Source organism: Nonomuraea dietziae (assembly GCF_014195505.1).
Lineage (GTDB): Bacteria > Actinomycetota > Actinomycetes > Streptosporangiales > Streptosporangiaceae > Nonomuraea > Nonomuraea roseola.
Window position 1 is genome coordinate 3,376,229 of record NZ_JACIBV010000001.1, and the last position, 23,557, is coordinate 3,399,785.

The 23,557-nt window shown below is 69.3% G+C and carries 24 protein-coding genes; 12 read left to right on the top strand and 12 right to left on the bottom strand.

Features of this window, described 5'->3' with window-relative positions:
* Positions 1-98: 98 nt before the first annotated feature.
* Positions 99-659, top strand: coding sequence for a cysteine hydrolase family protein (locus FHR33_RS16115; RefSeq protein ID WP_183648000.1), 561 nt, complete (start codon positions 99-101; stop codon positions 657-659).
* An 84-nt stretch (positions 660-743) separates the two neighbouring features.
* Here FHR33_RS16115 and FHR33_RS16120 read toward each other — a convergent pair whose 3' ends face one another.
* From FHR33_RS16120 to FHR33_RS16145, 6 genes are all read right to left on the bottom strand, one after another.
* The gene (locus FHR33_RS16120) at positions 744-1,658 is read right to left on the bottom strand and encodes a PhzF family phenazine biosynthesis protein (RefSeq protein WP_183648004.1); all 915 of its coding nucleotides are present in this window, start codon (positions 1,656-1,658) and stop codon (positions 744-746) included.
* Between the two features lie 4 nt (positions 1,659-1,662).
* Positions 1,663-2,526: an MBL fold metallo-hydrolase gene (locus FHR33_RS16125; protein ID WP_183648007.1), complete on the bottom strand. Its 864-nt coding sequence runs from the start codon at positions 2,524-2,526 to the stop codon at positions 1,663-1,665.
* A 77-nt stretch (positions 2,527-2,603) separates the two neighbouring features.
* Positions 2,604-3,095 (bottom strand): hypothetical protein, encoded by a 492-nt coding sequence (locus tag FHR33_RS16130; protein WP_183648010.1) that lies wholly within the window; start codon positions 3,093-3,095, stop codon positions 2,604-2,606.
* A gap of 159 nt (positions 3,096-3,254) precedes the next feature.
* Positions 3,255-4,733 carry an amidohydrolase gene (locus FHR33_RS16135; RefSeq protein ID WP_183648012.1) on the bottom strand — a complete coding sequence of 493 codons (1,479 nt, stop codon included), beginning with the start codon at positions 4,731-4,733 and terminating at the stop codon, positions 3,255-3,257.
* 120 nt (positions 4,734-4,853) lie between these two features.
* Positions 4,854-5,474, bottom strand: coding sequence for an L-threonylcarbamoyladenylate synthase (locus tag FHR33_RS16140; RefSeq protein WP_183648015.1), 621 nt, complete (start codon positions 5,472-5,474; stop codon positions 4,854-4,856).
* A 70-nt stretch (positions 5,475-5,544) separates the two neighbouring features.
* Positions 5,545-6,237, bottom strand: coding sequence for an AfsR/SARP family transcriptional regulator (locus tag FHR33_RS16145; protein WP_183648018.1), 693 nt, complete (start codon positions 6,235-6,237; stop codon positions 5,545-5,547).
* Between the two features lie 231 nt (positions 6,238-6,468).
* On the opposite strand from FHR33_RS16145, the gene FHR33_RS16150 reads away from it, so the two are divergent.
* Positions 6,469-6,705, top strand: a complete 237-nt coding sequence (locus FHR33_RS16150; protein ID WP_183648021.1) for a hypothetical protein — start codon at positions 6,469-6,471, stop codon at positions 6,703-6,705.
* Between the two features lie 200 nt (positions 6,706-6,905).
* Here the strand turns inward: FHR33_RS16150 and FHR33_RS16155 are convergent, their stop codons facing one another.
* From FHR33_RS16155 to FHR33_RS16165, 3 genes are all read right to left on the bottom strand, one after another.
* Positions 6,906-7,721, bottom strand: coding sequence for an SAM-dependent methyltransferase (locus FHR33_RS16155; protein WP_183648023.1), 816 nt, complete (start codon positions 7,719-7,721; stop codon positions 6,906-6,908).
* 607 nt (positions 7,722-8,328) lie between these two features.
* Positions 8,329-8,922 carry a DNA-directed RNA polymerase subunit beta family protein gene (locus FHR33_RS16160; protein ID WP_183648026.1) on the bottom strand — a complete coding sequence of 198 codons (594 nt, stop codon included), beginning with the start codon at positions 8,920-8,922 and terminating at the stop codon, positions 8,329-8,331.
* Positions 8,923-9,401: 479 nt separating this feature from the next.
* Entirely contained in the window at positions 9,402-10,049 is a 648-nt protein-coding gene (locus FHR33_RS16165) for a TetR/AcrR family transcriptional regulator (RefSeq protein WP_183648028.1), read from the bottom strand.
* A gap of 170 nt (positions 10,050-10,219) precedes the next feature.
* Here FHR33_RS16165 and FHR33_RS16170 point away from each other — a divergent pair, with 170 nt between their 5' ends.
* Both FHR33_RS16170 and FHR33_RS16175 read left to right on the top strand, forming a co-directional pair.
* Positions 10,220-10,567 (top strand): hypothetical protein, encoded by a 348-nt coding sequence (locus tag FHR33_RS16170; RefSeq protein WP_183648031.1) that lies wholly within the window; start codon positions 10,220-10,222, stop codon positions 10,565-10,567.
* 114 nt (positions 10,568-10,681) lie between these two features.
* Positions 10,682-11,359 (top strand): SRPBCC family protein, encoded by a 678-nt coding sequence (locus tag FHR33_RS16175; RefSeq protein ID WP_183648033.1) that lies wholly within the window; start codon positions 10,682-10,684, stop codon positions 11,357-11,359.
* Between the two features lie 184 nt (positions 11,360-11,543).
* Here FHR33_RS16175 and FHR33_RS16180 read toward each other — a convergent pair whose 3' ends face one another.
* Positions 11,544-12,023 carry an MSMEG_6728 family protein gene (locus FHR33_RS16180; protein WP_183648036.1) on the bottom strand — a complete coding sequence of 160 codons (480 nt, stop codon included), beginning with the start codon at positions 12,021-12,023 and terminating at the stop codon, positions 11,544-11,546.
* A 398-nt stretch (positions 12,024-12,421) separates the two neighbouring features.
* On the opposite strand from FHR33_RS16180, the gene FHR33_RS16185 reads away from it, so the two are divergent.
* The 3 genes from FHR33_RS16185 (at position 12,422) to FHR33_RS16195 (ending at position 15,183) form a co-directional block, all read left to right on the top strand.
* Positions 12,422-13,018 (top strand): PRC-barrel domain-containing protein, encoded by a 597-nt coding sequence (locus tag FHR33_RS16185; protein ID WP_183648039.1) that lies wholly within the window; start codon positions 12,422-12,424, stop codon positions 13,016-13,018.
* A gap of 543 nt (positions 13,019-13,561) precedes the next feature.
* A complete protein-coding gene (locus FHR33_RS16190; protein ID WP_221241121.1) occupies positions 13,562-13,828 on the top strand; it encodes a WGxxGxxG family protein in 267 nt (88 codons plus the stop codon).
* Between the two features lie 92 nt (positions 13,829-13,920).
* Positions 13,921-15,183, top strand: a complete 1,263-nt coding sequence (locus tag FHR33_RS16195; RefSeq protein WP_183648042.1) for a serine hydrolase domain-containing protein — start codon at positions 13,921-13,923, stop codon at positions 15,181-15,183.
* A gap of 106 nt (positions 15,184-15,289) precedes the next feature.
* Here FHR33_RS16195 and FHR33_RS16200 read toward each other — a convergent pair whose 3' ends face one another.
* Positions 15,290-16,180 (bottom strand): LysR family transcriptional regulator, encoded by an 891-nt coding sequence (locus FHR33_RS16200; RefSeq protein WP_183648045.1) that lies wholly within the window; start codon positions 16,178-16,180, stop codon positions 15,290-15,292.
* A 76-nt stretch (positions 16,181-16,256) separates the two neighbouring features.
* Here FHR33_RS16200 and FHR33_RS16205 point away from each other — a divergent pair, with 76 nt between their 5' ends.
* The 3 genes from FHR33_RS16205 (at position 16,257) to FHR33_RS16215 (ending at position 19,983) form a co-directional block, all read left to right on the top strand.
* On the top strand, positions 16,257-16,901 hold the full coding sequence (locus FHR33_RS16205) for a hypothetical protein (protein ID WP_183648048.1): 645 nt from the start codon (positions 16,257-16,259) through the stop codon (positions 16,899-16,901).
* Positions 16,898-17,488 (top strand): hypothetical protein, encoded by a 591-nt coding sequence (locus FHR33_RS16210; RefSeq protein ID WP_221241122.1) that lies wholly within the window; start codon positions 16,898-16,900, stop codon positions 17,486-17,488. Before FHR33_RS16205 ends, FHR33_RS16210 begins: the two co-directional genes overlap by 4 nt.
* 257 nt (positions 17,489-17,745) lie before the next feature.
* Positions 17,746-19,983 (top strand): Orn/Lys/Arg family decarboxylase, encoded by a 2,238-nt coding sequence (locus FHR33_RS16215; protein WP_183648050.1) that lies wholly within the window; start codon positions 17,746-17,748, stop codon positions 19,981-19,983.
* Between the two features lie 130 nt (positions 19,984-20,113).
* On the opposite strand, the gene FHR33_RS16220 is transcribed toward FHR33_RS16215, so the two are convergent.
* Positions 20,114-20,587 (bottom strand): winged helix-turn-helix transcriptional regulator, encoded by a 474-nt coding sequence (locus FHR33_RS16220; RefSeq protein WP_183648052.1) that lies wholly within the window; start codon positions 20,585-20,587, stop codon positions 20,114-20,116.
* 296 nt (positions 20,588-20,883) lie between these two features.
* Between FHR33_RS16220 and FHR33_RS16225 the strand changes: the two genes are divergently transcribed.
* Together FHR33_RS16225 and FHR33_RS16230 are read left to right on the top strand one after the other, a co-directional pair.
* Positions 20,884-21,675, top strand: a complete 792-nt coding sequence (locus FHR33_RS16225) for an SDR family NAD(P)-dependent oxidoreductase (protein WP_183648054.1) — start codon at positions 20,884-20,886, stop codon at positions 21,673-21,675.
* 485 nt (positions 21,676-22,160) lie between these two features.
* Positions 22,161-23,516, top strand: a complete 1,356-nt coding sequence (locus FHR33_RS16230) for a sensor histidine kinase (protein ID WP_183648056.1) — start codon at positions 22,161-22,163, stop codon at positions 23,514-23,516.
* Positions 23,517-23,557 lie beyond the last annotated feature (41 nt).

Sequence of the window (23,557 nt, forward strand, 5' to 3'; positions counted from 1 at the left end):
ATGCGCATCGGCCCCACTATCGTCGTACTTGATCTACAACAACGCCAGAAACACAACTGTGGAGAGTCGATGGCGCGCCGTACAGACAAGGACACCGTATGACCACCACCGCGCTCATCGTCGGCGACCTGCAGGCAGGCATCGTGGACAACTACCCCTTCGCCGCCGGCGTGCTTCCCGTCATGGAAAGGGTTCTCCCCGCGGCCAGAGCCGCAGGAATCCCGGTGATCTTCATACGTTTCGGGCTCCGGGCCTCAGGCCTTGATGTGGCGGCAGGCAACCAGGTGATCAGCACCCTGCACGGGGCGGGGACGCTGTTCCACGAAGAATCCCCCGAGACGCTCGTGCACCCGCGCATCAAGCCGTTGCCGGGCGAGGCCGTCGTCCTCAAGCACCGCGCCAGCGCGTTCGCGGCCACCGACCTCGATCTGCTGCTGCGCGCCCAGCGCATCGACTCGCTCGTGCTGACCGGCGTCGCGACCGGGGCGATGGTCGCCGCCACGCTCTACGACGCCGCCGACCGCGACTACCGCCTGACCGTCCTCAGCGACGCCTGCGCCGATGGGGAACCGGACGTGCACGACTTCCTGATCAACCGCGTCTTCCCGGCCAGGGGTGCTGAGGTTCTCACGAGCCACGAGTGGACCGCCCGCCTGTGAGCAGCCGTCAGCGTTGAAGACCGGGTCATGCCCGCGGCGAGACGGAAGTCGATCCCACCGATGGAGACGGGCGGGCGCATCCGATCAGCTCTGGTGCGTAGGAGCAGCCCCGTCATCGGCGGGACGGCGGGAGGTGAGCGTGGCGGCGCCTCCGACCTGGACCTCGCCGTGGTGGCCCTTGATGATGCTCAGGATCGCGGTGCGTCCCTGCCGGGAGTATTGAGCGATCTGCACCTGCTGGCCTGGCCGGACGTACGGGTCGGCGCTGACTTGTGCCGCGTTCGACACCCCGGTGGCGCGGTCGATCATCAGATCTTCGCCGAGGTAGGCGTTCACCTGAATCGATTGAGCAGGTAGAAGGGTCTGCGGGTCGCGGCAGAACAGGTGTACTCCGTTGATCTCCGCGGTGCGTTGCAGGTGCAGCAGGTTGTCGAAGTCGAGCAGGTGCAGCTGAGTACGGAGCAGGGCGAAGGTCTCGGGCGTCACTTCGACGGTCAGCTTGGGCGAGCCGACGGACAGGATCTCCAGGGTGGAGCCGGGCCTCCGCACGGGGAGCGGGAAGATGCCGGTCAGGGCGGGGTCGAGGTCGTCGGCGGGCCTCGGTGGTCGGGACACGAATCGCAGCATGACGACATCGCCGGGCCTCACCGAGGCTACGGCTGCGGCCGTGGCGGACGTTCTGATCTCCACCTCGTCACCTGAGGCGAGGGCTCCGGTCGCGGCCAGGGTGTGCACGGCCCCGATGAAGCCATGTGCGCAGGCGCCGAGCTCTTGTCCCGTGGGCGTCAGCACGGTGATCTCGAGCTGTGAGCCACGCAGGGCGTTGACGAAAACGGTCTCGGGGGCGCCTGACCGCCGGGCCACCGTACGACGTCGCTCGAGATCCCACGCCGGCACGTCGTCGCCCAGCACGACGGCGAAAGGATTGCCCAGGCCGCTGCCGGGGTCGTCCACGTCGACGAAGGCCGAGCCGGTCACCAGGCAGGCGGTCTGAGGCATGGGGTCAGCCGTCCTGGCGGCAGATGATGAAGTCGGCGAAGGCGTGGGAGCCGGATCGCTCGCCGACCTCCTCGATGGCGCTGCGGATCCGCCGCAGGTGGCCGACGGTCAGCTCGAGGGGTGGCTCGTCGGGCTGATAGGTGGTGCGGACCGGGTAGTCGACGCCTGGCGTGGTGGTCATCTCGATGTGGCAGCCGACCACGTGGGTGACAGGGCGGGTGGCGCTGAAGTCGATCAACCGGTCGACGGTGGAGACGAACGCGGGCCAGTCCTGGACGTAGAGCCGGCCGGGGTAGATCGTGTCGCCGGTGAGCAGGAAGCCGGTGTGGGGGTCGTAGAACGTGACGGCCGCTTCGTGGTGGCCAGGGGTCGCCAGGCACTCCAGCACTCTGCCGCCCAGGTCGACATGGGCGATGCGCGAAGGATCCTCATCGAAGCCGAAGACCTTCCAGGCGGTGCTCAGGCGTGCGTCCACGATGAGAGTGTCGGGACGATCGATGAACTGGGGGTCGCCGGCGATGTGGTCGCCGTGGGCATGCGTGTGGAGGACGAGCAGGCGGTAGCCGTCTGTCGGGTGGCGGGTGAGCCAGTCGTCGACCAGTTCGTCGACCACCTTGCGCAAGGGGAAGAACTCGGCGGATTCGGTCGCGCCGGTGTCGAGAAGAACGGCCTGGTCGTTGCCGAACAGCAGGAAGAGAAAGGGCGCCTCGTAGTTGATCGCCATGTTCTGCCGCAGGACGAACGTGTGCTCGTCATAGGCGTACACCTGGATGTCGGGGTCGGTGTTGTGCTTGGCCGACGGCGATCCATGGATCCAGTCGACGTCGAAGGCGCGCGGTTGTGGCGAGACGGACGTGAAGTTGATCAACGGGAGGTTCCTTCGAAAGGCTTCTCTGCGTCACTCATGATGTCTCAATTGACGTACTGTGCGCCTGTCAATGCCGCTCAGGGCTTGTCGGGGCAGTCGGCCTCCACCCATGTGGCGGTCAGGTCCCGGCAGACCACAGTGATCGCTCCTGGCCGCAAGGCGATCTCATGGCTACATCCATCGGGGTGCGGCAGGATCTCGTCGAGGATCACCACGCTGCGCGGCTCGATCCCGGAAGGTGCGGCGATGTCGAGTCCGTAGTCCGACACGCCTTCGTAGCGGATGATCAGGTCTTCTTCGTGCTTCCAGCAGTTGTGCCGGAACATGAGTTCCATGGAGGTCTCTCCGTCTGTCTTATCGAAAGAGATCCGCTCCAGGTTGAGGTCCTTCACGCACCGTGGCCCATGGAAGTCGTAGTGCTGGGGATCTGCCGCGAACGTACGGGCACCCGCCGGCAGCGCGTCGGCGAACTCGGGAAGCCGCTTCAGATACTCGACCGGACTGATGACACCGTCGATGACCTCGCCACCGGGCAGGGTCATCGACGCGTCGAGATCGACGTACTTCATGCGTCTGTCACGTCCAGAGGCCTGACCACATGCGGATTGATCTTCACCGCGCTCACCATGCCATAGCTCATAGCCGCGGGCCACCTCAGCGATCTCCATCAGCCATGACGCACGGTTGAGACGATCGTCGCCCGTCCAAGCCGCTAGCAACCTCCGTGGTCAGTCCTCGCGCCAGGTCCACCGGCCCGCGAGCATCGTGGCGGAGACCGGCATCGACCGCAGGGCCCTGCCCTCGTATGGGTTGTCGTCGGTGACCACCAGGTCGGCCTCGTCGCCTTCGGCCAGGTTCGCCCGCCCGTTACGGGTGGAGGCCGCGATCGCTTCGGCGACCGGGATCGTGTGCTCAGGATGCCAGGGCTCGCGGCCGTCACGGCTGCGGTCGACGGCGGCGGCGATCGTGACCCACGGGTCCAGCGGAGCCACCGGGGCGTCGGAGCCCAGCACCAGCCGGGCGCCGGCCGTAAGCAGCGCGCCGAAGGCGAAGGCCCGCCCCGTACGGCCGGCCCAGTGGTGGTCGGCCACGTCCCTGTCATCCATCGCGTGCTCGGGCTGCACGCTGGCGACCACTCCGAGCGCGGCGAAGCGGCCGAGGTCGGCCTCGTCCAGCAGCTGCGCGTGCTCGATCGTGCCCCGCGCGCCGACGCGCTCGAAAGCGTCGAGCGCGAGGCTGTTGGCCCTGTCGCCAATGGCGTGCACGGCCGGGCGCAGCCCCGCCCGCCACGCGCGCTCCATGAGCGGGACCAGCTCCTCCGGCGGCACCAGCAGCATGCCGTGAGGGTGGGCGTCGCCCTCGAGGCCTGGGTACGGGTCGTGGCAGTAGGCCGTGCGGGTGTTCAGTGAGCCGTCGGTGATGACCTTGAACGGTCCCATCTCGACCAACCCGTCGGTTCCGTGGATCACCTCGCCAGAGCGCAGGCCCCGCTCGATCGCCTCCTCCAGATGCGAGGGCCACACCCCGCACGCCACCCGCAGCGCCCGGTTGCCGCCGCGGACGCGGCGAATCCAGGCGTCCAACTGCCAGGGCGCCTCCAGCTCGACCACGCCGACCACGCCCCGCGCGGCCGCCGCCGCCGCGCTCTTCGCCGCCCACGCGTCGAGCACCTCAGGCGGCAGCCTGTTGACATCGGCGAGGATCGGCTGCCATTCGGACTCACGCAGGACGCCGCTGGCGTGTTCGGCCCAGCCGTACCTGCGGGCGGCGGCGGAGTTCAGCCAGCAGCTGTGCAGGTCGCCGCTGATGAGCACGACAGGAATGTGCGCGACGTCGGGGGCGGCGGCGTCCAGCAGGTCGCGATGGGGGCGGTCGGCCCACATCGCGTCGCGGAAGCCGTAGCCCACCAGCGGCAGCTCCCCCTCCGGCGGCCTGGTGCGCAACCGCTCCGCCACCAGGCGGGCGGTCGCCGCCGCCGACTCCGCCCCGGACAGGTCCACACGCTCGCGGGCGAGCGTCCACTGGTCGAAGTGCACGTGGTGGTCCCAGAGGCCCGGCAGCACGAAACGGCCGTCGAGATCGACGACCTCCCAGCCTGGCTCGGCGGTGATGCTCTCACGGACCCGCGCCACGCGGCCGGCCGAGACCAGCACGTCGTACGGCGCGGCGTTCCGGCCCAGCCGGGCCGAGCGCAGGAGGGTGTTCATGCCGTCTCCTCAGGGATCCCGTACCGTCTCCCGCGCGGGCGCGGCGTCGGCGTTCCGCTCGTCGGGCGCTTGAATGATCTCGTAGGCGGTGGACGATGGCGATGGCGCGGCGGCGATCGCCTACTCGAAGAGGGAGGAGTCTCCTGCGCCTCGGCGGAGGATCTCAGGCTCGCCCTGCGAGAAGTCGACGACCGTCGTCGGGGTGGCGCCGCACTCGCCGGCGTCGATGACGGCGTCCACCTCGTAGTCGAGCCTCTCCTTGATCTCCCAGCCCTGCGTGAGGGGCTCGCTCTCGTCGGGCAGCAGCAGGGTGCTCGACACCAGCGGTTCGCCGAGCTCGGCCAGCAGTGCCTGCGTGACGACGTGATCGGGGATCCGGACGCCGACCGTCTTCTTCCGGGGATGCAGCAGCCGCCGCGGCACCTCCTTGGTCGCGGGCAGGATGAAGGTGTAACCGCCGGGGGTCGCCGCCTTGACCGAGCGGAACAGCGCATTGCTGACGTGGACGAACTGGCCGAACTGGGAGAAGTCTCTGCAGACCAGGGTGAAATGGTGGTCGCTGCCGAGGCTGCGGATCTCCCTGATGCGCTCGATGCCCTCCTTGTTGCCCAGCCGGCACCCCAGCGCGTAACACGAGTCCGTCGGGTAGGCGATCAGCCCGTCCGCATGCAGAAGCTCGACCACCTGACTGATCAGCCGGGGCTGCGGACTGTCCGGATGCACATCGAAATACTTGGCCACACCCCAGAGCTTAGAAGCGCGGGCTTCTCGGCATGACACACGGCCCGTCCAGCACTCGGCGTACATGCGGTCATGCCTGCAGGAACGGCGCCAGTCTCTCCTCGCATGACGCGTGGCCGATCTCCCGGCACAGCCGGAGGGCCTGCGTGGCCCTGCGCGCCGCCGCCTCGTCCTCACCTCGCCGCCGCTCCAGGACGGCCAGCTCTGTGAGCGCCGCCAGCTCCGGCAGCCGGTACGAAGCCTCGATCGACACGTCACGGCCTTTCAGCGCGTGGCGGAGCGCAGCCGGGCACGGGCGATCGACGAGTACGCCGATCAGTGTGGCGCTGGTCCCGGCCAGCGCGGGCCCGCGCCACAGCGCCGCCGCCGCGCGCAACAGCGGCACCGCCTCGGCGTGACGGCCCGCCTCCGCGTGGGCACGGGCGGCGGTTCTGTGCCGCTCGAACAGCTCCAGGTCGAGCTCACCCTCTTCCACGCGTAGGCGGTAGCCCGCGCCCAGGCGGCGGACGCGCTCCTTGCCGAGCAGGGCCCGCAGCTCGTGGACGCACACCTGTAGGCGCGAGATCGCGGTGCGCGGCGGCTGCTCGCCCCAGACCAGGGCGATGAGCCGGTCGTCCGACACCGTGCGGTTGACGTTGAGCAGCAGCGCGGCCAGAACGGTCCGCTGCTTCGGCGAGCCCAGCACGATCGGCCCGTCACACCCGTCGGCCGACACCGGCCCGAGAAGCGCGAACCGTGCTTCGGTCCCGCTGTGGCCCTTCATGTCCCCCATTTCCCACCGCGATGGTACCGATGAAGATCGCGGCGCCGCTAGGTGAGGGGCCGAGGATCGGCCGGTGCCGTCCAGGGTCCGCGATGCCGTCTGGGGCGATGCGGCGGCATGAGCGTGGGTCGTCTCGAGCGGCGAGGAGCGTGCGGCCGGAAGCGACGAGGAAGAGTGACGGAAGCCTCGGCTGCGACGCTTCTCGGGTAATCGAGCAAGGGCAGGTCATCCATGCTGAACAAGATCATGAGCGTGGTGGTCCCGGTGACCGCCCTGGCGGTGGCAGCGACACTCGGCGCCAGTGTGTCCGCGAGCGCGGAGGTGGCGAAGCTCAATGTCGGCTACATCAAGAGTGTCCACAGGACCCTCGCGCAGTGCGAGGCAGCGGGCTACAGGTACTCCGGGGACCGCGAATACTGGGACTGCAACTGGGACAGCCCGTTCTGGGCGCTCTGGGTCCTGAAGTAACCCACCGGACCGTCGCGTCCGTCCTCGAAGAGGCTCCACCATGTCCGCAGGGGGCCGTTCTCGGGACGGTGGACCGAGTGGACAGGATCCCGTCCGGTCCTGGGACCCGGGCGGGATCCTGTCGTTTCATGTCCTGAGCGAAGCAGGTCACCGTGCCGGATCCGTCATCAGACCGGCCACCGGGGTCTCCTACCGGGCTGTCACGGTTTGCGGGCGATGCCACAGACGGCGCTCACGACAGCCGGCGGCTCATCCCACCGATCAGGTTCGGGCCGCCATTGCGGCGTCGGCACCACGCCGGGGTCCACCAGGTCGAGGCCGGCGAAGAACGCCGCGATCTGTGCCGGGCTGCGTAGTTGGTAGGTGTTGGCCGCGGTGCGGTTGTAGTTCGCCACAGCCCGGACCAGTGCCGGGTTGGTGTCGGTGCCGTCGCTCAGCGCCAGATAGCTGCCCGAAGGCAGGCGTTCCAGCAGCTGGCCGATGATTGCCGCGGGGTTGTCATCGTCGGTGAGCTGGCCGGCGATGCTCAGCATCATCACGGCGACGGGCTGGGTGAAGTCGAGAGTCTTGGCCGCTCCGTTGAGGATCACGTCGGGGTGACGGACGTCGGCATCGATGTAGTCGGTGACGCCGGGCTCCGCGCTGGTGAGGAGCGCGCGAGCATGCACCAGGACAATGGGGTCGTTGTCCACGTACACGACGCGCGTCTCGGGTGCGATGCTCTGGGCGACCTCATGGGTGTTGTTGGCAGTGGGCAGGCCGGTGCCGATATCCAGGAACTGGCGCACTCCCGCCTCGCTCACCAGGTACCGGACAGCGCGCATGAGGAACTCGCGCTGGAGCCGGGCGACCATCGCGAAGTCGGGGAACAACGTCAGCAGGGTCTCGCCGACCTCGCGATCAACGGCGTAGTGATCCTTGCCACCCAACAGGAAGTCCCACACCCGGGCGGAGTGCGGGATGGTCGTGTCCACGCGCTCCCATGCCGCCCGCGCGGCGGAGCTCTCGTCGCTCATTGTTCATCCTTGAAGATGGAGGGCTTCCGACCGTACAACGTGCTGTCCGGGCCCACCATTCGTGGAGCCCGGCGAGGCGAACCGGCATTCTGGGCGCGCCGAAGATCTGCGGCCGGCGATCCGGCCGCACCCGAAACCAGAGGGGTCCGGCTGCCCTGCCGCCGCCAGCCCAGCGCGGACGACGTATCACCAACCGACATACCGCAACACTAAAAGATCTTACTTCTCATCCGACGGCCGCAGGTTCGAATTCCGCACAAAGCACTTGGATCACGGCGTTGGCCTGCGGAGGCACACGACACGAGAAACGGCCCCGGTCCCCCGCTTCGACGCGACGGACACGAGGCCGATCTCCCGACCGCGGTCAGGCGCGGAAGAAACACGCTCGCCACGATCTGACCGTCATGCCGCATGACCATGGTCTCCCGGAGACGGAGGCAGCGCCACAGATGGCGACCGTGAGCGCGAACGGCAGCAGGTCACTCAGAACCTCACCCATGAAACCCCCGGCTGAACGGAGTATCCGCTGCGACCAGGGATGATGCTTCGCCCGCCGTTGGTGTGGGCGCGCCGCCGCCGGCCCTGGATCCCCGCCGCGTGCCGTCTCTCAGTCGCCGACCAGCGGTGAGGCGGTCCACTGCTGGAGCGCATTGCCACTCCTGCAGGAGCCGACACCCACCTGAGCGTTGCGCCGCCCATTGGGCTCGGCGCTGGCCAGGCACTTCTTCGTCGCGAAGTTCTGGATGACGAAGGCGTCCTTGAAGGGTCCAGGAGCGTCGACGGCCAGCTTGAACGCCCACTTCTGGGTCTGCTTCCCGCCCACGCAACGGGCCACGAACAGCCGGCCGGCGTTGTCGGTCTCCAGGCACACGGTCTGCCCGCGGACGAGCTTCCTGCTGACCAGCTTGCCACCGTTGATGAAATTCCACTGCTGCTCAACGTCGTTGCCCCCGCGGGGGAACGTGCTGAAGACCTTGCCCCTGCCGCTGGCGCCGACGTCGCCGACCTCCAGCGCAAGACTGGTCCTGCGGTTGCTGAGGTGCAGGGTGCCGGCCGGCGGGGCGGCGGCCGACGTGACGACGCCGGTGGAGACGCCGGTGGAAGCAGCGGCGGGCGAGGCGACAGCGGTCGTGGCCAGGGCCGCGGTCACGGCACCGATGGCCACGCGACGCATGGCCAGGACTGACAGAGCACGCTTCATGGTCTTCTCCTTGTACTGATGGGGTATGGCGAGGCGTTCGCCATGTCGTGTAGGTCGACCGACCTGGCCGCACCCCCGCATCACGAGCGGGGGCGGAGAAGACCGAACGTAGGTCCGGGCACTGTCCATCTCCCAGACCACTTTCTGATCAATCGCCCGCCCACCCGAGGGGTGTCGCATCTCAGCGCCCTGGTCGCTGAGAAACCTCTGGGACGGGCGTGCGGTGGGCGGTCGCGGCCCGCGATACCCCAGGGGCTCTCGGTGGCGGCGCGGCGGATGAATCGGCAACCGTTTCGGGCTCGGAGACGGAGATGACGTGGGAGGCGCCCCCTGCGGTGACGGTGCAGGCGTCGGCGCGCTGGGCCACGTCAGCCGATGGCGGTCAGCAGCCTGCGGCGGAAGAGGCCAGGCTCGGGGTGGCCGTTCGCCCGCTGCTCGTCCCTGAAGGGCCGAGCACCTCCGCCGTCGATCGTCTCCGCTCAGTGCGCCAGCAGCTCGTCCAGTTCGGCCGCGAAGAGCAGGGCGGGGTCGAATCCCATGCCGGCGAAGTGTCCGGCGAGCTCCAGGGACAGGACGCCGTGCAGCCGGGTCCAGAAGCTCAGGGCCCTGCGCAGGACCGCGGGCGGGGCGGGGTGGCCGTCCGCCCAGTCGCGATGGTCCGCCAGGTGCGCGTCGAACGGCGTCGCGGAACTGTCCGTGGGCAGCGCCGAGCAGGCGTCGAGCAGGATCGCCATGGTCTCGGCGGAGATGAGCGTGATGTCCTCGGGCGCCTGGTAGCCGGGGACGGGGGTGCCGTAGATGAGGAGGTACCTCTGCGGATCCTCCAGCCCCCAGGCTCGCAGGGTGTGCGCCAGCACGCCCAGGTCGGCGCCGGTCGTGGCGGCCGCGGCAAGAGTGTCGGCCAGGCTTCGGTAGGCGTCCCTGACCAGCTCGGTGATCAGTTCGTCGCGGCTGGCGTAGTAGCGGTAGAGCGCGGGCCCGCTCATGCCCATCTGCTTGGCGATCCCGTTGAGGGAGAGCGCGGAGGCCCCCGTCGTGGCGAGCTGCTCCCACGCGTGTTTCTTGATCTCCGCGCGCACCTGAGTGCGGTAGCGCTCACGTGGGGTCTTCGTGCCCGCCTCCGCCATGACCTGCCACCCCTCGCTACGTCCTGAAGATTTAGTTAGAGGCTATCACGAACCTTATTGACAGCCTCTTTCGCTACTAGTTATAACTTCTAACGTACGCACGACGCTCTAACAACCGTGAGCGCGCGCCGGATCGCGGCGGTGCACTCGGCCTGACGAAGGGAAACCCCATGACGACCGCGTCCCCCTCACTCGCCCCCATCGGCCGGCCCACTCCTCTGGCGGTGACCGTCTCCTCCTGGGCCGTCCCCGTCATGGTGCTGGGCCAGTTCGCCATGCTGGCGATCGTCCCGGTCGCGATCGCGATGGTCGGTGCTCTCCGCCATGGCCACGACCGCGCGGTGCGCTGGGCGGCCGCGTTGCTGGCCGTCTCGTACGCGGTCCCGCTCGTCATATGGCTGACGCGGCCCGACGGCGCGCCGAGCCTGTCCAAGGACATGCACCCCGGATTCGTCGCTGTGATCGTCGCCGCGTCCGCCGTACTGATCGGGTCCATCCTTCGGGCCCGCCGGCGCTGAAGGAGCTCCCCCTGCGGCACTCCTGTCCCCCACTGCCGCGCCGAACGGTCCGCCCTCCAGCCCGGCGGCATCCCCTACGAGCGTTCGCTCCTCCCCACCGAAAGGAACACCACGATGAACAACGGCACCTCGGCTCTTTCCGGTCAGCAGTCCCGCCCCCGGACCCGCGCCCGGCTCACCGTGCTCACGATCTCACTCGCCATCGCCGGCACCCTGGCAGGCAACCTCCCTGCCGCACAGGCCGCCCCCGGCCGGCCCCCGGCCACCCACCACGGTGGTGGACTCCAGTGCCGTGGGGAGGGCGTCGACACCAGCGCCAAGATCCGGTACCGGACCGAGACGTTGATCAAGGCGCCGCTGAGCACCATCTGGAAACTGCAGACCGACGTGGAACGCTGGCCCTCGTGGCAGAAGCCCGTCACCAGCATGAAGCGCCTCGATCCGGGCCCGCTGCGCAGGCACTCGCGGTTCCGGTGGACCACCCCGGTGCCCGCCACCCCCGTCAGCTCGCCGACCACGCTGGTCATCACCTCCACGGTCCGGCAGCTGCAGCACCACACGTGCATCCGCTGGACCGGGCCCGCGATCGGCGAAGGGCTGCGCATCGACCGGGGCGTCCATGTCTGGACCTTCACCAAGGTCAAGGGCGGCGTCCTCGTACGCACCGAGGAGACCCATGCCGGCGACCAGATCGAAACCGACGTGCGCCTCGCCACCCACTTTCTCGGACAAGGTCTCGAAGCCTGGCTGCGCGATCTGAAAACCATCGCCGAAGCCCGCAACCAGCGGTAGCGCGGGCTCTGCAGGGCCGGCTCCCGCCGACGCCACCTCCCCGACGCGCCCAGGCCGGCCCGAGATCGCGGCCGGCCTGCTCGCTTCGACGGCCGCCGTGGCCGCGGTCCTGCCCGTCTGCCGGCTGCGGCTCGATCCGGTGGTACGGGCTGTTCGTCGAGGACGTGACGGTGCTGATCCGGAGTCATGCGGGTGTACGGCGGGCCCGATCCGACACCGGCCACACGTAGGGCAGGTCCATCGGCACACCGGTGAACCACCTCTGGTAGTGCTCGGGATCCTTGCGCAGCAAAGCCGACCGGTGGCTGCGGTGGAAGTCCTCCTCCCCCAGCCACGGCGGCAACTCCCCCGCCACGGCGAGCGCGTCCTGCGAGCGCACCGTGTCCACGCCGAGGGCGCGCTGGAAGTCGGCCAGCAGGGTGGTCGCGCAGGTGTCGGCGTATCCGATCTCACACCAGGCGCGGCACATCTCCATGCCGTATCTGGTGAGCGCCTCCTCGTAGCCCGCCCACATGGCGACCGCAGGATGGTGGCGCCAGCCGTACCCCACAACGGTCAGCCCGCGCAGCACCTGTATCGCCTCGACACGTTGCTTGCCGAGCCGCCGTGGGTCCAGGATCAGCGACGTGGCCACGAAGTCGGGATAGGGCAAGAACGTCTGCACCCACGGTGACTACCCTGCATGCCGTGCCAACTCACGCACGCGGCTGCGGCGTGAGCTGGCCGTGCATCCGGCTCTTGACGTGCGTGGAGGGAAGGCTCGCACACGAACACGCGGGGATCGCGGGGGCGCCTGCCCCCGCCGACCACCTCGGGTCGCGCGCCCGGTCAGCCGTTCAAAGACCTGGTCAACGCAGCGTAGAGGGGTGCTGCTGGCCTGATGTGAAGCGGTTCCGCCGCAGAGCGGCGATGCGGCAGGCCACGCAGGACCGTGTCGGCTTCACCGTAGGACCGCCGCGAGCTGATGAACTGTGGGGTGTTCTGTACCAGCTTGAGATGTTCCGTCCTAATTTGGCGGGTAGGTCCGCTAAAGACCGTCACCAAGCAGAAGGGGGAAAGCGAATGATCACGCAGGAGCAGATCCCCGCGGTTCTGGACCATGACGTCTACGACGCCAATGGAGCCAAGATCGGCGAGGTCAAGCACCTCTTCCTCGACGAGGCCACCGGGCGCCCCGAGTGGCTGTGCATCAAGACCGGCCTGTTCGGCACCAAGGAGACCTTCGTCCCGATGCGGGATGCGGAGCTGGTCACCGACCACGTCGAGGTGCCCTACGACAAGGACCGCGTCAAGGACGCCCCGAACGTCGACGTGGATGCCGGCGGGTACCTGTCGGCCGAGGAGGAGCGCGAGCTGTACCGCTACTACGGGATGGACTGGGAGTCCTCCTGGCAGCAGGCCAACCAGCCCGGCGAGGGATGGGCGCACGAGGGCGGCATGCGCGAGCGCGAGCGCCTCGGCCACACCGACACCGGGGACACAGGTATCCAGAACGGCTACGCCGACACCGGGGACATGGGTACCGAAACGGGCTACGCCGACACCGGCATGGGCCGTCGCGGCGATGCGATGACGGGCGGGGATCGGCCGGAGGTCGGCGCCGAGACCCACGAGCGCGGCCGAGCCCGGCTGCGCAAGTACATCGTCACCGACGAGTAGCAGCGCAACGTGCCGCTCACCCGCTAGGTGCGGGTGGAGCGGGAACAGACCACCGAGGCCGACCGGGATACGGCGCTTGACGGGCCGGACATCACCGAGTCCGCACGAGCGTCACCCCGCGCGAGAAATGGCCGATGGTGGAGGAGACCGCCCGTAGGAGCCGGGTCCGCATGACCAAGGACCAGGTCGCCGACGAGGAGACCGTCTCCAACGAGTCGGGCCGCCCCCAGGGAGGGCAGACACCCGGCAAACCGGGACACCACTCCACATTTCATGACATCGCCGGTGTCCTGATCCCACAGGCTGTTCGCCACGCCTGGTTCCTGTCATTCCTGTCTTTGCGCGGAACGGCGGGAACCGCTTCCATCGCGCTCGACGTCCCTGATGCACGACCTCACAAGGTGGCGGGACGCTCCGTGTCGAAGCAATCGGCCATCGCAGGGGTTCGCTCAGCAGGGAACACGGCGCTCTCCCCTTCCTACGCCGGAAGGGGCCACAACGGGCGGTCTTCCGAACGTGAGACCGCCAGATCGGGGGAATCCCATGCGTAAGATCCTCACGAGCCTGGGGCTGGTCTTCCTGCTCACGCTCGCCCCGGCCGCGGCCGTCACGGCGGAGGCTGTCGCCGTCCCGGCCGCGCACAGCCAGATCACGCCTTCACCGCAACCCACCCAGAACAGAGACGAGGGCGGCAGCGGGGGCATGTGGGGGCTGCTGGGCCTGCTCGGTCTGCTCGGCCTCGCCGGCCTGCGCAAGCAGAAGGCCCGCGTCGGCACGGCCGAACATATGCCCAACCGCCCGAGGCCGTAGGCGGAGCCGGGCGGTCGCATGCCGCAGGAGCCGGGGCGGCGGGTACCGTCGCCCCGAGCGCCTTGTCGTCGTCGTTCGGCAGGAGGTCTGCCATGAGGTGCTCGCAGGCGTGTCGGCGCGGAATCTCCGTGGGGCTGGCCGTCGCCGGCCTCCTGGCCTTCCCGCTGTCCGCCGGGACCGTCGGCGAGACGATGCCCGTGGCGGCCCCCTCCGCTCAGCCCGCCGCGGTTCTTCAGCCGCCGGACTTCCCCGAGCTGACCCCCGCCGTCGCATCGCGACTGGACACCGCGATCCGGCAGGTCATGCGCGTGACCAAGGCGCCAGGCGTCATCGTCGGCCTGTCGGCTTCCGGCAAGGGGGCGTACGTGCGGGCCTTCGGCGTCGCCGACAAGGCGACCGGCGCCCCGATGAAGCCAGACCTGTCCATGCGGATCGGCAGCGAGACCAAGACCTTCACCGTGACCGCCCTGCTCGAACTCGTCGACCAGGGCAAGGCCGGCCTCGACGACCCGATCGCCAAGTACGTCGACGCGGTCCCCAACGGGGACCGCATCACCCTGCGCGACCTCGCGGGCATGCGCAGCGGCCTGTTCGACTACAGCGATGACAAGGCCTTCTCCAAGGCCCTCCTCACCAACCCGCGACGGCCCTTCACCCCCCAGGAGTTGCTGGCCTACTCCTTCGAGCACCCCGTGCAGTTCCAGCCCGGCGCGCGATTCCAGTACTCCAACACGAACATCATCCTGCTGGGGCTCGTGGTGGAGAAGGTCGGCGGCCTGCCCCTGCACGAGTTCATCCAGCGAAACGTCCTGGAGCCGGCCGGCCTGCGGCACACCGTCCTCCCGACCGGCGCCGCCTTCCCCACCCCCCACGCTCGCGGCTACACCGACAAGACCGCCTCGGGCGCGGTCGAGGACGCCACCGACTGGAATCCCTCCTGGGGCTGGGCCGCGGGAGCGATGATCTCCAACCTTCAGGACCTGCGCACGTGGGCCCGCGTCCTCGCCACCGGCACCCTGCTGACCCCCACGACGCAGGCCGAACGCCTCAGGACGCGGCCGACGACCATCCCGGGCGCCGGGTACGGACTTGGCGTCTTCAACGTGCGGAGCTGGATCGGACACAACGGCTCGCTGCCCGGCTACCAGTCGCTGACGGTGTACCTGCCCGAGGAGCAAGCGACGCTGGTGATCCTGATCAACACGGATATCTCGTACGACGGTGCGCAGCCCAGCACGCTCTTCGGGAAGGCCATTACGCGCATCGTGACCCCGGACCACGTGTTCGACCTGCCCGAGCAGGCGCCGTCTCCGAGACCGCGGCCATCCGGGTCACGGACCGGCGGTGGCGATTGAGCGCGCGTCACTCCTCGTGCCTCGGTTTCTTCCGAATCTTGTGGATCTCGGCCCTGCAGGGGCCTCTTCACGGCCATGGCTCGCCGCCTCCAGCGCCCTCGCCTGGTCAGGGGTGCGGGGGTGGAAACAGGGATCGGAAGTTGCCGACCATCGGGTTCGGGTCGCCGGTGCGCCAGGTCAGGTCCAGTGTGACCGCGCGGACCGGTGGCGCCAGAGGGCGGAAGGCGACGTCGCGGCGGCGCAGCCGGGTCACGGACTCCGGCACGATGGACACGCCGATCCCCGCCGCCACCAGGCCCACGATGGTCTGCATCTGCACGGCCTCCTGCACCACGTCAGGTTCGAACCCCGCCGTACGTGCCACCGAGGTGATCCGGTCGTGCAGCGCCGGCCCGTACCTCCGCGGGAACATGACGAACGGCTGCCCCGCGAGTGCCGTCGCCGGCAGGGACGTGCGCGAGGCCAGTGGATGATCGGCCGGCAGGGCGGCCAGCAACAGCTCGCGGGACACGGTCTGCGTGGTGAGCACCTCGGCCGCGGGCCCGGCAAGCGGCGCGTGCAGCAGGCCGACGTCGAGCAGGCCCTGACGCAGTTCCTCTGCCTGCTGGGCGGTGGGCAGTTCCCGCAACTCGACCTGGACACCCGGGTAGCGGGCGCGGAAGCGGCGCAATACCCGGGGCAGCGTGAGGTTGGTCGCCGACCCGACGAACCCGATCACCAGTCGGCCCGCCTGCCCCCTGCCGACCCGTCGGGCCGTCTCCACGGCGAGCGCGGCATGGGTCAGGCTGGCGCGGGCCTCGGCCACGAAAGCTTCACCGGCGGGCGTGAGACGTACCTGGCGGGTCGTGCGTTCGAACAGTCGCACGCCCAGTTCCTCTTCCAGTTTGGCGATCTGCTGGCTGAACGGCGGCTGCCGCACGCCCTCGCGAAGCGCGGCCCGGCCGAAGTTGAGCTCTTCGGCCAGCGCGACGGCGTAGCGCAGCTGCTGGAAATTCATAGGCAGACGATATCAATGGGGGCGCATATCCCTTTTAGTGCGGTGTAATCGGGCAGACACCTTGAAACTGGGCGACATGAAATCGCTGATTGTCGCCCTCGCCCTTCTGAGCAGCACGTTTCATCACGGATGGGAGGACTTCAGGACCGAGCGGCCGTTGTACCTGTCGGGGACGGTGACGCAGGTCCGGTGGGGAAACCCTCATCCAGAGGTGCGTGTGCGCGTGGCCGCCCCCGCGCGTCTGCCGTCCGGGCTCGCCGAGCGTTCCATCCCCGCCGAACTGGAGCAACTGGGCGGGCGTGACGTGCTGCGGCGTACCCAGGCCTTCGACGGGCGGGAGGAGGAGGTGGTGCTGATCCTCGCACCCGTGGAGCGGCTGACGGCATGGGGGATGACGGATCGGGTGCGCGAGGGCGAGCGGGTGGAGGCGGTCGGCTACGTGCACCGTGAGCACGCCGAGGAGTTCCGGCCTGAGCTGCTGGTCCGGCAGGACGGGCAGGCCGTCCGGCAGCGTTCGGTTCCCTTGCCGCAGAGCCCGCCTCCCGTTTCGCCGGGCGGCCCTGCCGAACAGCCTGCCGGGCAGGGCGCCACCACCGCGGCCGCCGGCTCCGGCCACGGCCCTGCCGTGCTGCCGTGGCTGATCGGTGGCGCCCTTCTGATCGGCGGTGGCACCGTGGCGCTGACGCTCCGGGCCAGGCGGACCGGAGGGAAAGCCTCATGACAGCGGCTTTCCCGCAGCGCCACACCACGCAGGCGGAGGCAGCCGGTGAGGCAGGGGCGCTGCAGGGGTACCACGCCGCGCGGTCGGACCCCAAGTCAGCGGGGTGGCTCGACGCGCTGACCTGGCTCCAGGAGACGTGGGTGGCGGAGTTCGTGCGGGTGACGCCGTGGGTGTACTCGTCGCTGGAGATCGTGCACCTGATGGGGCTGGCGATACTGGTCGGACCGGCCCTGCTCTTCGACCTGCGGCTGCTCGGCGCGGGAGCGGACGTGATCTCGGTGTCAGCGGCGGCGCGGCGGTTGCTGCCGGTGGCCAGGGCAGGGTTGGCGCTTGCCGCGCTGTCCGGAGCGGCGATGTTCACGGCCGGCGCCCGGGAGATCGCGGGCACCGGCGCGGCACCGGCCAAGGTGGGTCTGCTCGCCGTGGCCGGCCTCAATGTGGCGCTGTTCCATCTCGGCGTCTACCGCCGGGTAGAGGCGTGGGACGACGATCGCCGACCGCCTCCTGCGGCCAGGGCGGCGGGCGCCGTCTCGCTGGTGGCGTGGACGGGAGTGGTCGCCTGCGGGCGGCTGATCGCCTACACCTGACCGGCGAGGGAACGCCGCGTCAGCCGTCCTGGAGCTTGGACGCCCCTGCGGCCATCCCTCCGGCCGACGGTCAGTGGGACGTCGCCTTCAAGGAGTACGCTCCCGACGCTCTGCGCCGCCTCGACGTCGTCTCCCTCACCGCGATGACGGCCATGGGCCGGCCTGGATACTACGATTACCCTGGGTTGCAGTTCGACTCCTTTCCGTTACTCTTGCGTGGGGACCTTCCGCCCCCTCCCCCGATCACGGAGTGCCGCATGGAGCGAACCGTTCTGGCCGCCGTCACCGAACGTCCCGACGCCGATTCGGCGCTCGCCGAGCAGATCCGCCGGGTGTGCGCGGCGATGGACGAGCACGGGTTGCAGGTGCGCTGGACCCACCGGGCCGCGGACGCCATGGCGGTGGTGGGGTCGGACGCGTCGCTGACGGCGGTCCTGGCGGCGTGGGACGCCCCCGGGGCCGAGGAACTGCTGGGGGCGGTGGGCAGGCGGTTCCGCGGCCTGCCCGTCTTCCTGATGACGCAGGAGCAGGAGCTTCCGCTGTGGGTGTACGAGGTCATCCAGGGCTACGTCTTCCCGCTGGAGGACACCCCGCAGTTCATCGCCGGGCGCATCGCCCACGCGGCCGACGAGTACGCCGAGAAGATTCTTCCGCCGTTCTTCGGCGCGCTGCGCCGCCTGCAGGATCACCATCGCTACTCCTGGCACACCCCGGCGCACGCCGGCGGCGTGGCGTTCCTGAAGTCGCCGGTGGGGCGGGCGTTCTTCGACTTCTACGGCGAGCGGCTCCTCCGGACGGATCTGTCCATCTCCGTCACCGAACTGGGGTCGCCGCTCGACCACACCGGCCCGATCGGAGAGGCTGAGCGCAACGCCGCCCGCGTTTTCGGCGCCGACCGTACGTTCTTCGTGGTCAACGGCAACTCCACCGCCAACCGCATCGTCGGTCACCATGCGATCGCCCGCGACGACACTGTCCTGGTGGACCGCAACTGCCACAAGTCGGTCCAGCACGCGCTGGCCATCAGCGGCGCCCGCCCTGTCTATCTGGTGCCCGAGCGCAACGGGCTCGGACTGGCGGGCCCGATCCCCTCCGCGACGCTGGAGGCGGACGCGGTCCGTGCTCGGGTGGCCGCCCATCCTCTTGCCGCCGGAGCTCCGACGTACGCGGTGATCACCAATTCGACGTACGACGGGGTGTGCTACGACGCGGTGCGGGTCGGCGAGTTGCTCGGCGCCAGCGTGCCACGGCTGCACTTCGACGAGGCGTGGTTCGCCTACGCCCGATTCAACCCTCTCTACGCCGGCCGGTACGGCATGGCGATCGACGAGCGCACCCTGCCGGGCCCCGACCGCCCCACCGTGTTCACCACCCAGTCGACGCACAAGCTGCTGGCGGCGCTGTCGCAGGCGGCGATGGTGCACCTCCGCCCCGCGCAGCGGGCACCGGTCGACTACGACGCGTTCAACGAGACGTACCTCATGCACGCCTCCACGTCACCGCTCTACCCCTTGATCGCCTCACTGGACGTCGCGGCGGCGATGATGGACGGCCCGTCGGGGCCGTTCCTCACCGGGGAGGCGATCGTCGAGGCGGTCCGGTTCCGGCAGGCGATGGTGCGGCTGGCCGCCCGCATCCGCGAGGACGGCCTGCGGTCCGACTGGTTCTTCGGCGTCTGGCAGCCCTCTGAGGTCACCGACCCGAGCACCGGCCAGGTCTTCTCGTTCGCCGACGCCGATCCGGCGCTGCTGTGCGCCGAGCCGCGGTGCTGGACCATGGAGGAGGGGGCCGCGTGGCACGGGTTCGACGGGATGTCCGAGGGCTACTGCCTGCTCGACCCCGTCAAGGTGACGATCACCTGCCCGGGCGCCGACGCCGTCACGGGCACCCTCGATTGGGGCATCCCTGCCCGCGTCGTGGCCGCCCACCTGGAGCGGCGCGGCATCGTGGTGGAGAAGACCGGCGACCACACGTTGCTGGTGCTGTTCTCCATGGGGATCACCAAGGGCAAGTGGGGCACGCTCATCGACGCGCTCACCGACTTCAAGAACGCCTACGACGACGACCTGCCCCTGGCGGAGGTGTTGCCAGGCTTCGGTCCGCCCGCGATCTCGCTACAGAAGTACTGCACCCTGGTCCACGAGAAACTACGCGACTCCGGCGTGGGCAAACTGCTGGACCAGGTGTTCACCAACCTGCCCGAACCGGTGACGACCCCCGCCGACTGCTACCAGGCCATGATCCGGGCCCGCACCGAGTCTGTCCCTCTGGACGATCTGCCGGGCCGGGTCGCCGCGGCCACGGTGGTGGTCACCCCACCGGGGATTCCCATGCTGATGCCCGGCGAGGCGGCCGGTCCCGCCGATGGCCCGCTGCTGACATACCTGCGGGCGTTGGAGGACTTCGACCGGGCCTTCCCCGACCTGGCGACAGACATCCACGGCGCCCACCGCGACGGCGAAGGCCGCTACTGGATAGAAGTCGTCAAGGACTGAGCTCGGCGGCTACGCGCACTCAAGGGCCAAGCGGATGCTCACTCGGCGAGGTACGGCACACCGGCCATGCCACGCGAAGTCAGGTCAGCGCCATGGGTGGAATCGTGCGCCCGGCAGCCTCGCCGCCTGGTCAGACCACGTCCGTGGCGTGTGAGCCCGGCATGCCGGGGCCGTGCACGACGTGGATCTGCTGAAGGTCGGTGATCTGCCCACAACTGGAGCAGGTCGTCTGCTCGGCGATCGCTCCCCCGCAACCGGTGTGCCGATACAAGATGGGCGGGCCGTCCGGGGCCGCCCATCGATCGCCCCACTGCGTCAGCGCGATGATCACGGGTGCCAGGTCGAGCCCCTTCTGGGTCACGGCGTAGCCGGCCCGGTCGGGCTGCTCCCCGCTCGACCGCCGCTCGAGAATGCCTGAGTCGACAAGGCTGTCGAGGCGTTTCGCCAGGATGTTGGTCGCGATACCCAAGCGCTGGAAGTCGGCGAAACGGGTCGCGCCGGCGAACAGCGCGTCGCGCACGATCAGCAGGCTCCACCGCTCACCGACGACCTCGAGCGCCCTGGCGGCAGAGCACACCTGCGTGTCGTATGTCCTGCCCAGCATGACGGCCACCTCCCGAATTCACACTTGCGTCAAGCAAGTGTACGACCCTAACCTCACTTGCATGACGCAAGTACTCTCGAAGGCCCAGGGGACCAGCGCCATCCGCTGCCGTCCAGCACAGGCGCGCCCAGCGACCGGCGCGGTCCGCATGCCATCCGGGGAGGCACACCCACCGACCCGGGGCGGCGGGCACCGGCCGTACACGTGAGGTTCCGGAGACGTCGCGATGAGCCCCACTGCCCGCAACACCCCTGCACCGCAGCGCCCGCTGCGGTCACGAAAGAGGAGAACACCCAGTGGATCTGCACCTGACAGGCAAGACGGCGGTCGTCACCGGCGGCAGCAAGGGAATCGGCCTTGCCCTCGTCCGGACCCTGCTCGCCGAGGGGATGCGGGTGGTCACCGGCTCCCGCACCATCACAGCGGAGCTGAAGGAGACCGGGGCCGTGCCCGTGACCGTCGACCTCTCCACGGCCGAGGGCCCGGCCCGGCTCATCGACAGCGCCATCGACGAGCTCGGCGGCATCGACCTGCTGGTCAACAACGTGGGCGTCGGCGACACCGACGACTTCGCCAAGGGGGTCAGGCTCAACCTGCTGGAGCTGCCGGATGACGCCTGGGAGCACACCTTCAACCTGCACTTCTACAGCGCGCTGCGGGTCAGCCGCGCCGCGCTTCCCAGCCTGATCGAGCGCCGGGGCACGATCATCAACGTCTCCTCGGTCGGGGCGCGTACCGTCGCCGCCGGGCCCGCTGACTACAACGTCTCCAAGGCCGCGCTCAACGCTCTCACCAAGGTGATCGCCGAGCAGTTCGGGGGGCAGGGCGTGCGCGCCATCACCGTGTCTCCGGGACCAGTGAGCACCGGGGTATGGGCCGACCCGGACGGCTTCGTCGGCCGCCTAGCGAAGGAGCAGGGCGTGTCCCACGAATCGTATGTGGAGCAGGCGATCAGCGGGCTCGGCGTGACGACCGGCCGCATCAGCACGCCGGAGGAGGTGGCGCGGCTCATCGCCTTCCTGGCCTCGCCCAACAACATCACCGGCAACGAGTACCTCATCGACGGAGGCATGACCAAAAACGTGTGACCGCCGCGGGCAGCGTGCTGCCCGCTGTTCATCGTGACCCCGGCGGCGTCGTCGGGGTGTGGATGAAGGTTTCGCCCTCCTCCTGGAAGATCTACACGGCTGAACGAGCCCGCGCGTCGCTGTGCCCGCGGTCGGTGAGCGAGCCGTTCCCTGGGAACGTTCGCCCCTCAGGGAACCCGGCGCCACCAGCCGCTCTGATACGTGGAGCGTCGTCGCCGTCTGGGCAGGGCGCGCGTGACAGCCTGGCAGCTCGCCTTCGGCGAGTACCCGACCTTCGGGCCGTTCTCCCCCCCTGCCGTCGGCGACGCCGGGGACCACATCCGATGACATCGGCGAGAAGTGCCTCACGGTGCGGCGTGCCGTGACCGGTCACCCTGACTTTGCCAGCGGTTCTCTATGCTTTCCGTACAGCTCGGGGGAACTGATGAGATCTGCAACAGGCTCGCGACGCCGGATGCCCTAGCGTGATGTGGTCGCCGGCACACATGCCCATCAAAGTCAGGATGTCGGTCGCCGCGGTACTGGTGACCGGCCTGCTGGTCGGTGCGCTGTACGCGGTCGTGCTGGTGCTGATCAGGCAGGAGGCGGTGGACGAGGCCCAGCTGCACGCGTCACGGGCCGCTCAGCGGCTGGTCTTCGACGCCGAGGCCGACAAGCTGTCGAGCCCGCTCATCACCTCGAGCCAGGACGAGCTCGTGCAGATTCTCGGCCGCAAGGGACAGGTCGTCAAGGCCAGCGCCACGATCGTCGGGGAGCCGCCTATCCCCGCGACGCTACCCGCACCGCAGGAGCTTCGCAGCGACAGTTCGGTGTGCGGCTATCCGCGACCGGACAGCCCCTGCCTGCTGGCCACGGCGCACCGGTTCTTCCTCGAGGACAAGCCCTTCATCGCCATCGCCGCCACACCGGAACCCGGCCTGCTGCCTCGGCCGATGTGGGCGCTGTTGTTCGGGATCGTCGCGATCGTCGCCTTGATCTTGCGTGGTGTCTCCATGTGGTGGGCGGTGGGCCGCACTCTGGCGCCGGTGGAGGCGATCAGGGCCGAGATGGACCGGATCATCACCGCGACGGACCTGCATCGCCGGGTACCCCTTCCTGGCAGGCGAGATGAGATCCAGCGGCTGGCCATGAGCGTCAACGCGACGCTGGACCGGCTGGAGCGCGCCGTCGAGCAGCAGCGCAGGTTCGTCTCCGACGTCTCCCACGAGCTGCGCAGCCCCATCACGGGCCTGCGGACGGGGCTGGAGGCCGCTGCGCTGCTGCCTGACGAGATCGACAGGGACGAGGTCGTGGAGTCGGCGCTGACGGCCACCGAACGGCTGGAGAACATCGTCGCCGACCTGCTGGTCCTGGCGCGGCGCGACGCCGGCATCCCCGACAGGACCGAGCCGGTCGATCTGGCGGCGCTCGTCAGGCAGGAGGCGGACCGCCGTCCGCGACGGGTGCCGATCACGGTCACGGCCGATCCGCGGGTGATGGTGGAGGCCAGCACGCTCGGGATCGGCAGGGTTCTCACCAACCTGCTCGACAACGGCGCCCGCCATGCTCGCACCGCCGTCCAGGTGAGAGTGTTCAGAGACGGCGAGGACGCCGTGGTCTCCGTCCATGACGACGGCCACGGCGTCCCCGCCGACAGCAGGGAGCGCGTCTTCGAGCGGTTCGTACGGCTCGACGAGGGCCGCCGGCGGGACCCGCGCGGGAGCGGCCTCGGACTGGCCATCTCCAGGGAGATCGTGCGCGATCACCACGGATCCCTGACGATCGCCGACAGTCCCGTCGGCGCGTGTTTCGTCCTGCGCCTTCCCGCTTCTGAGTCAGCCACCGCACACCGTCCTGCCTAGTCACCGACCTGCCAGAGACCCGGCAAGGGCGTGCAGGCGTG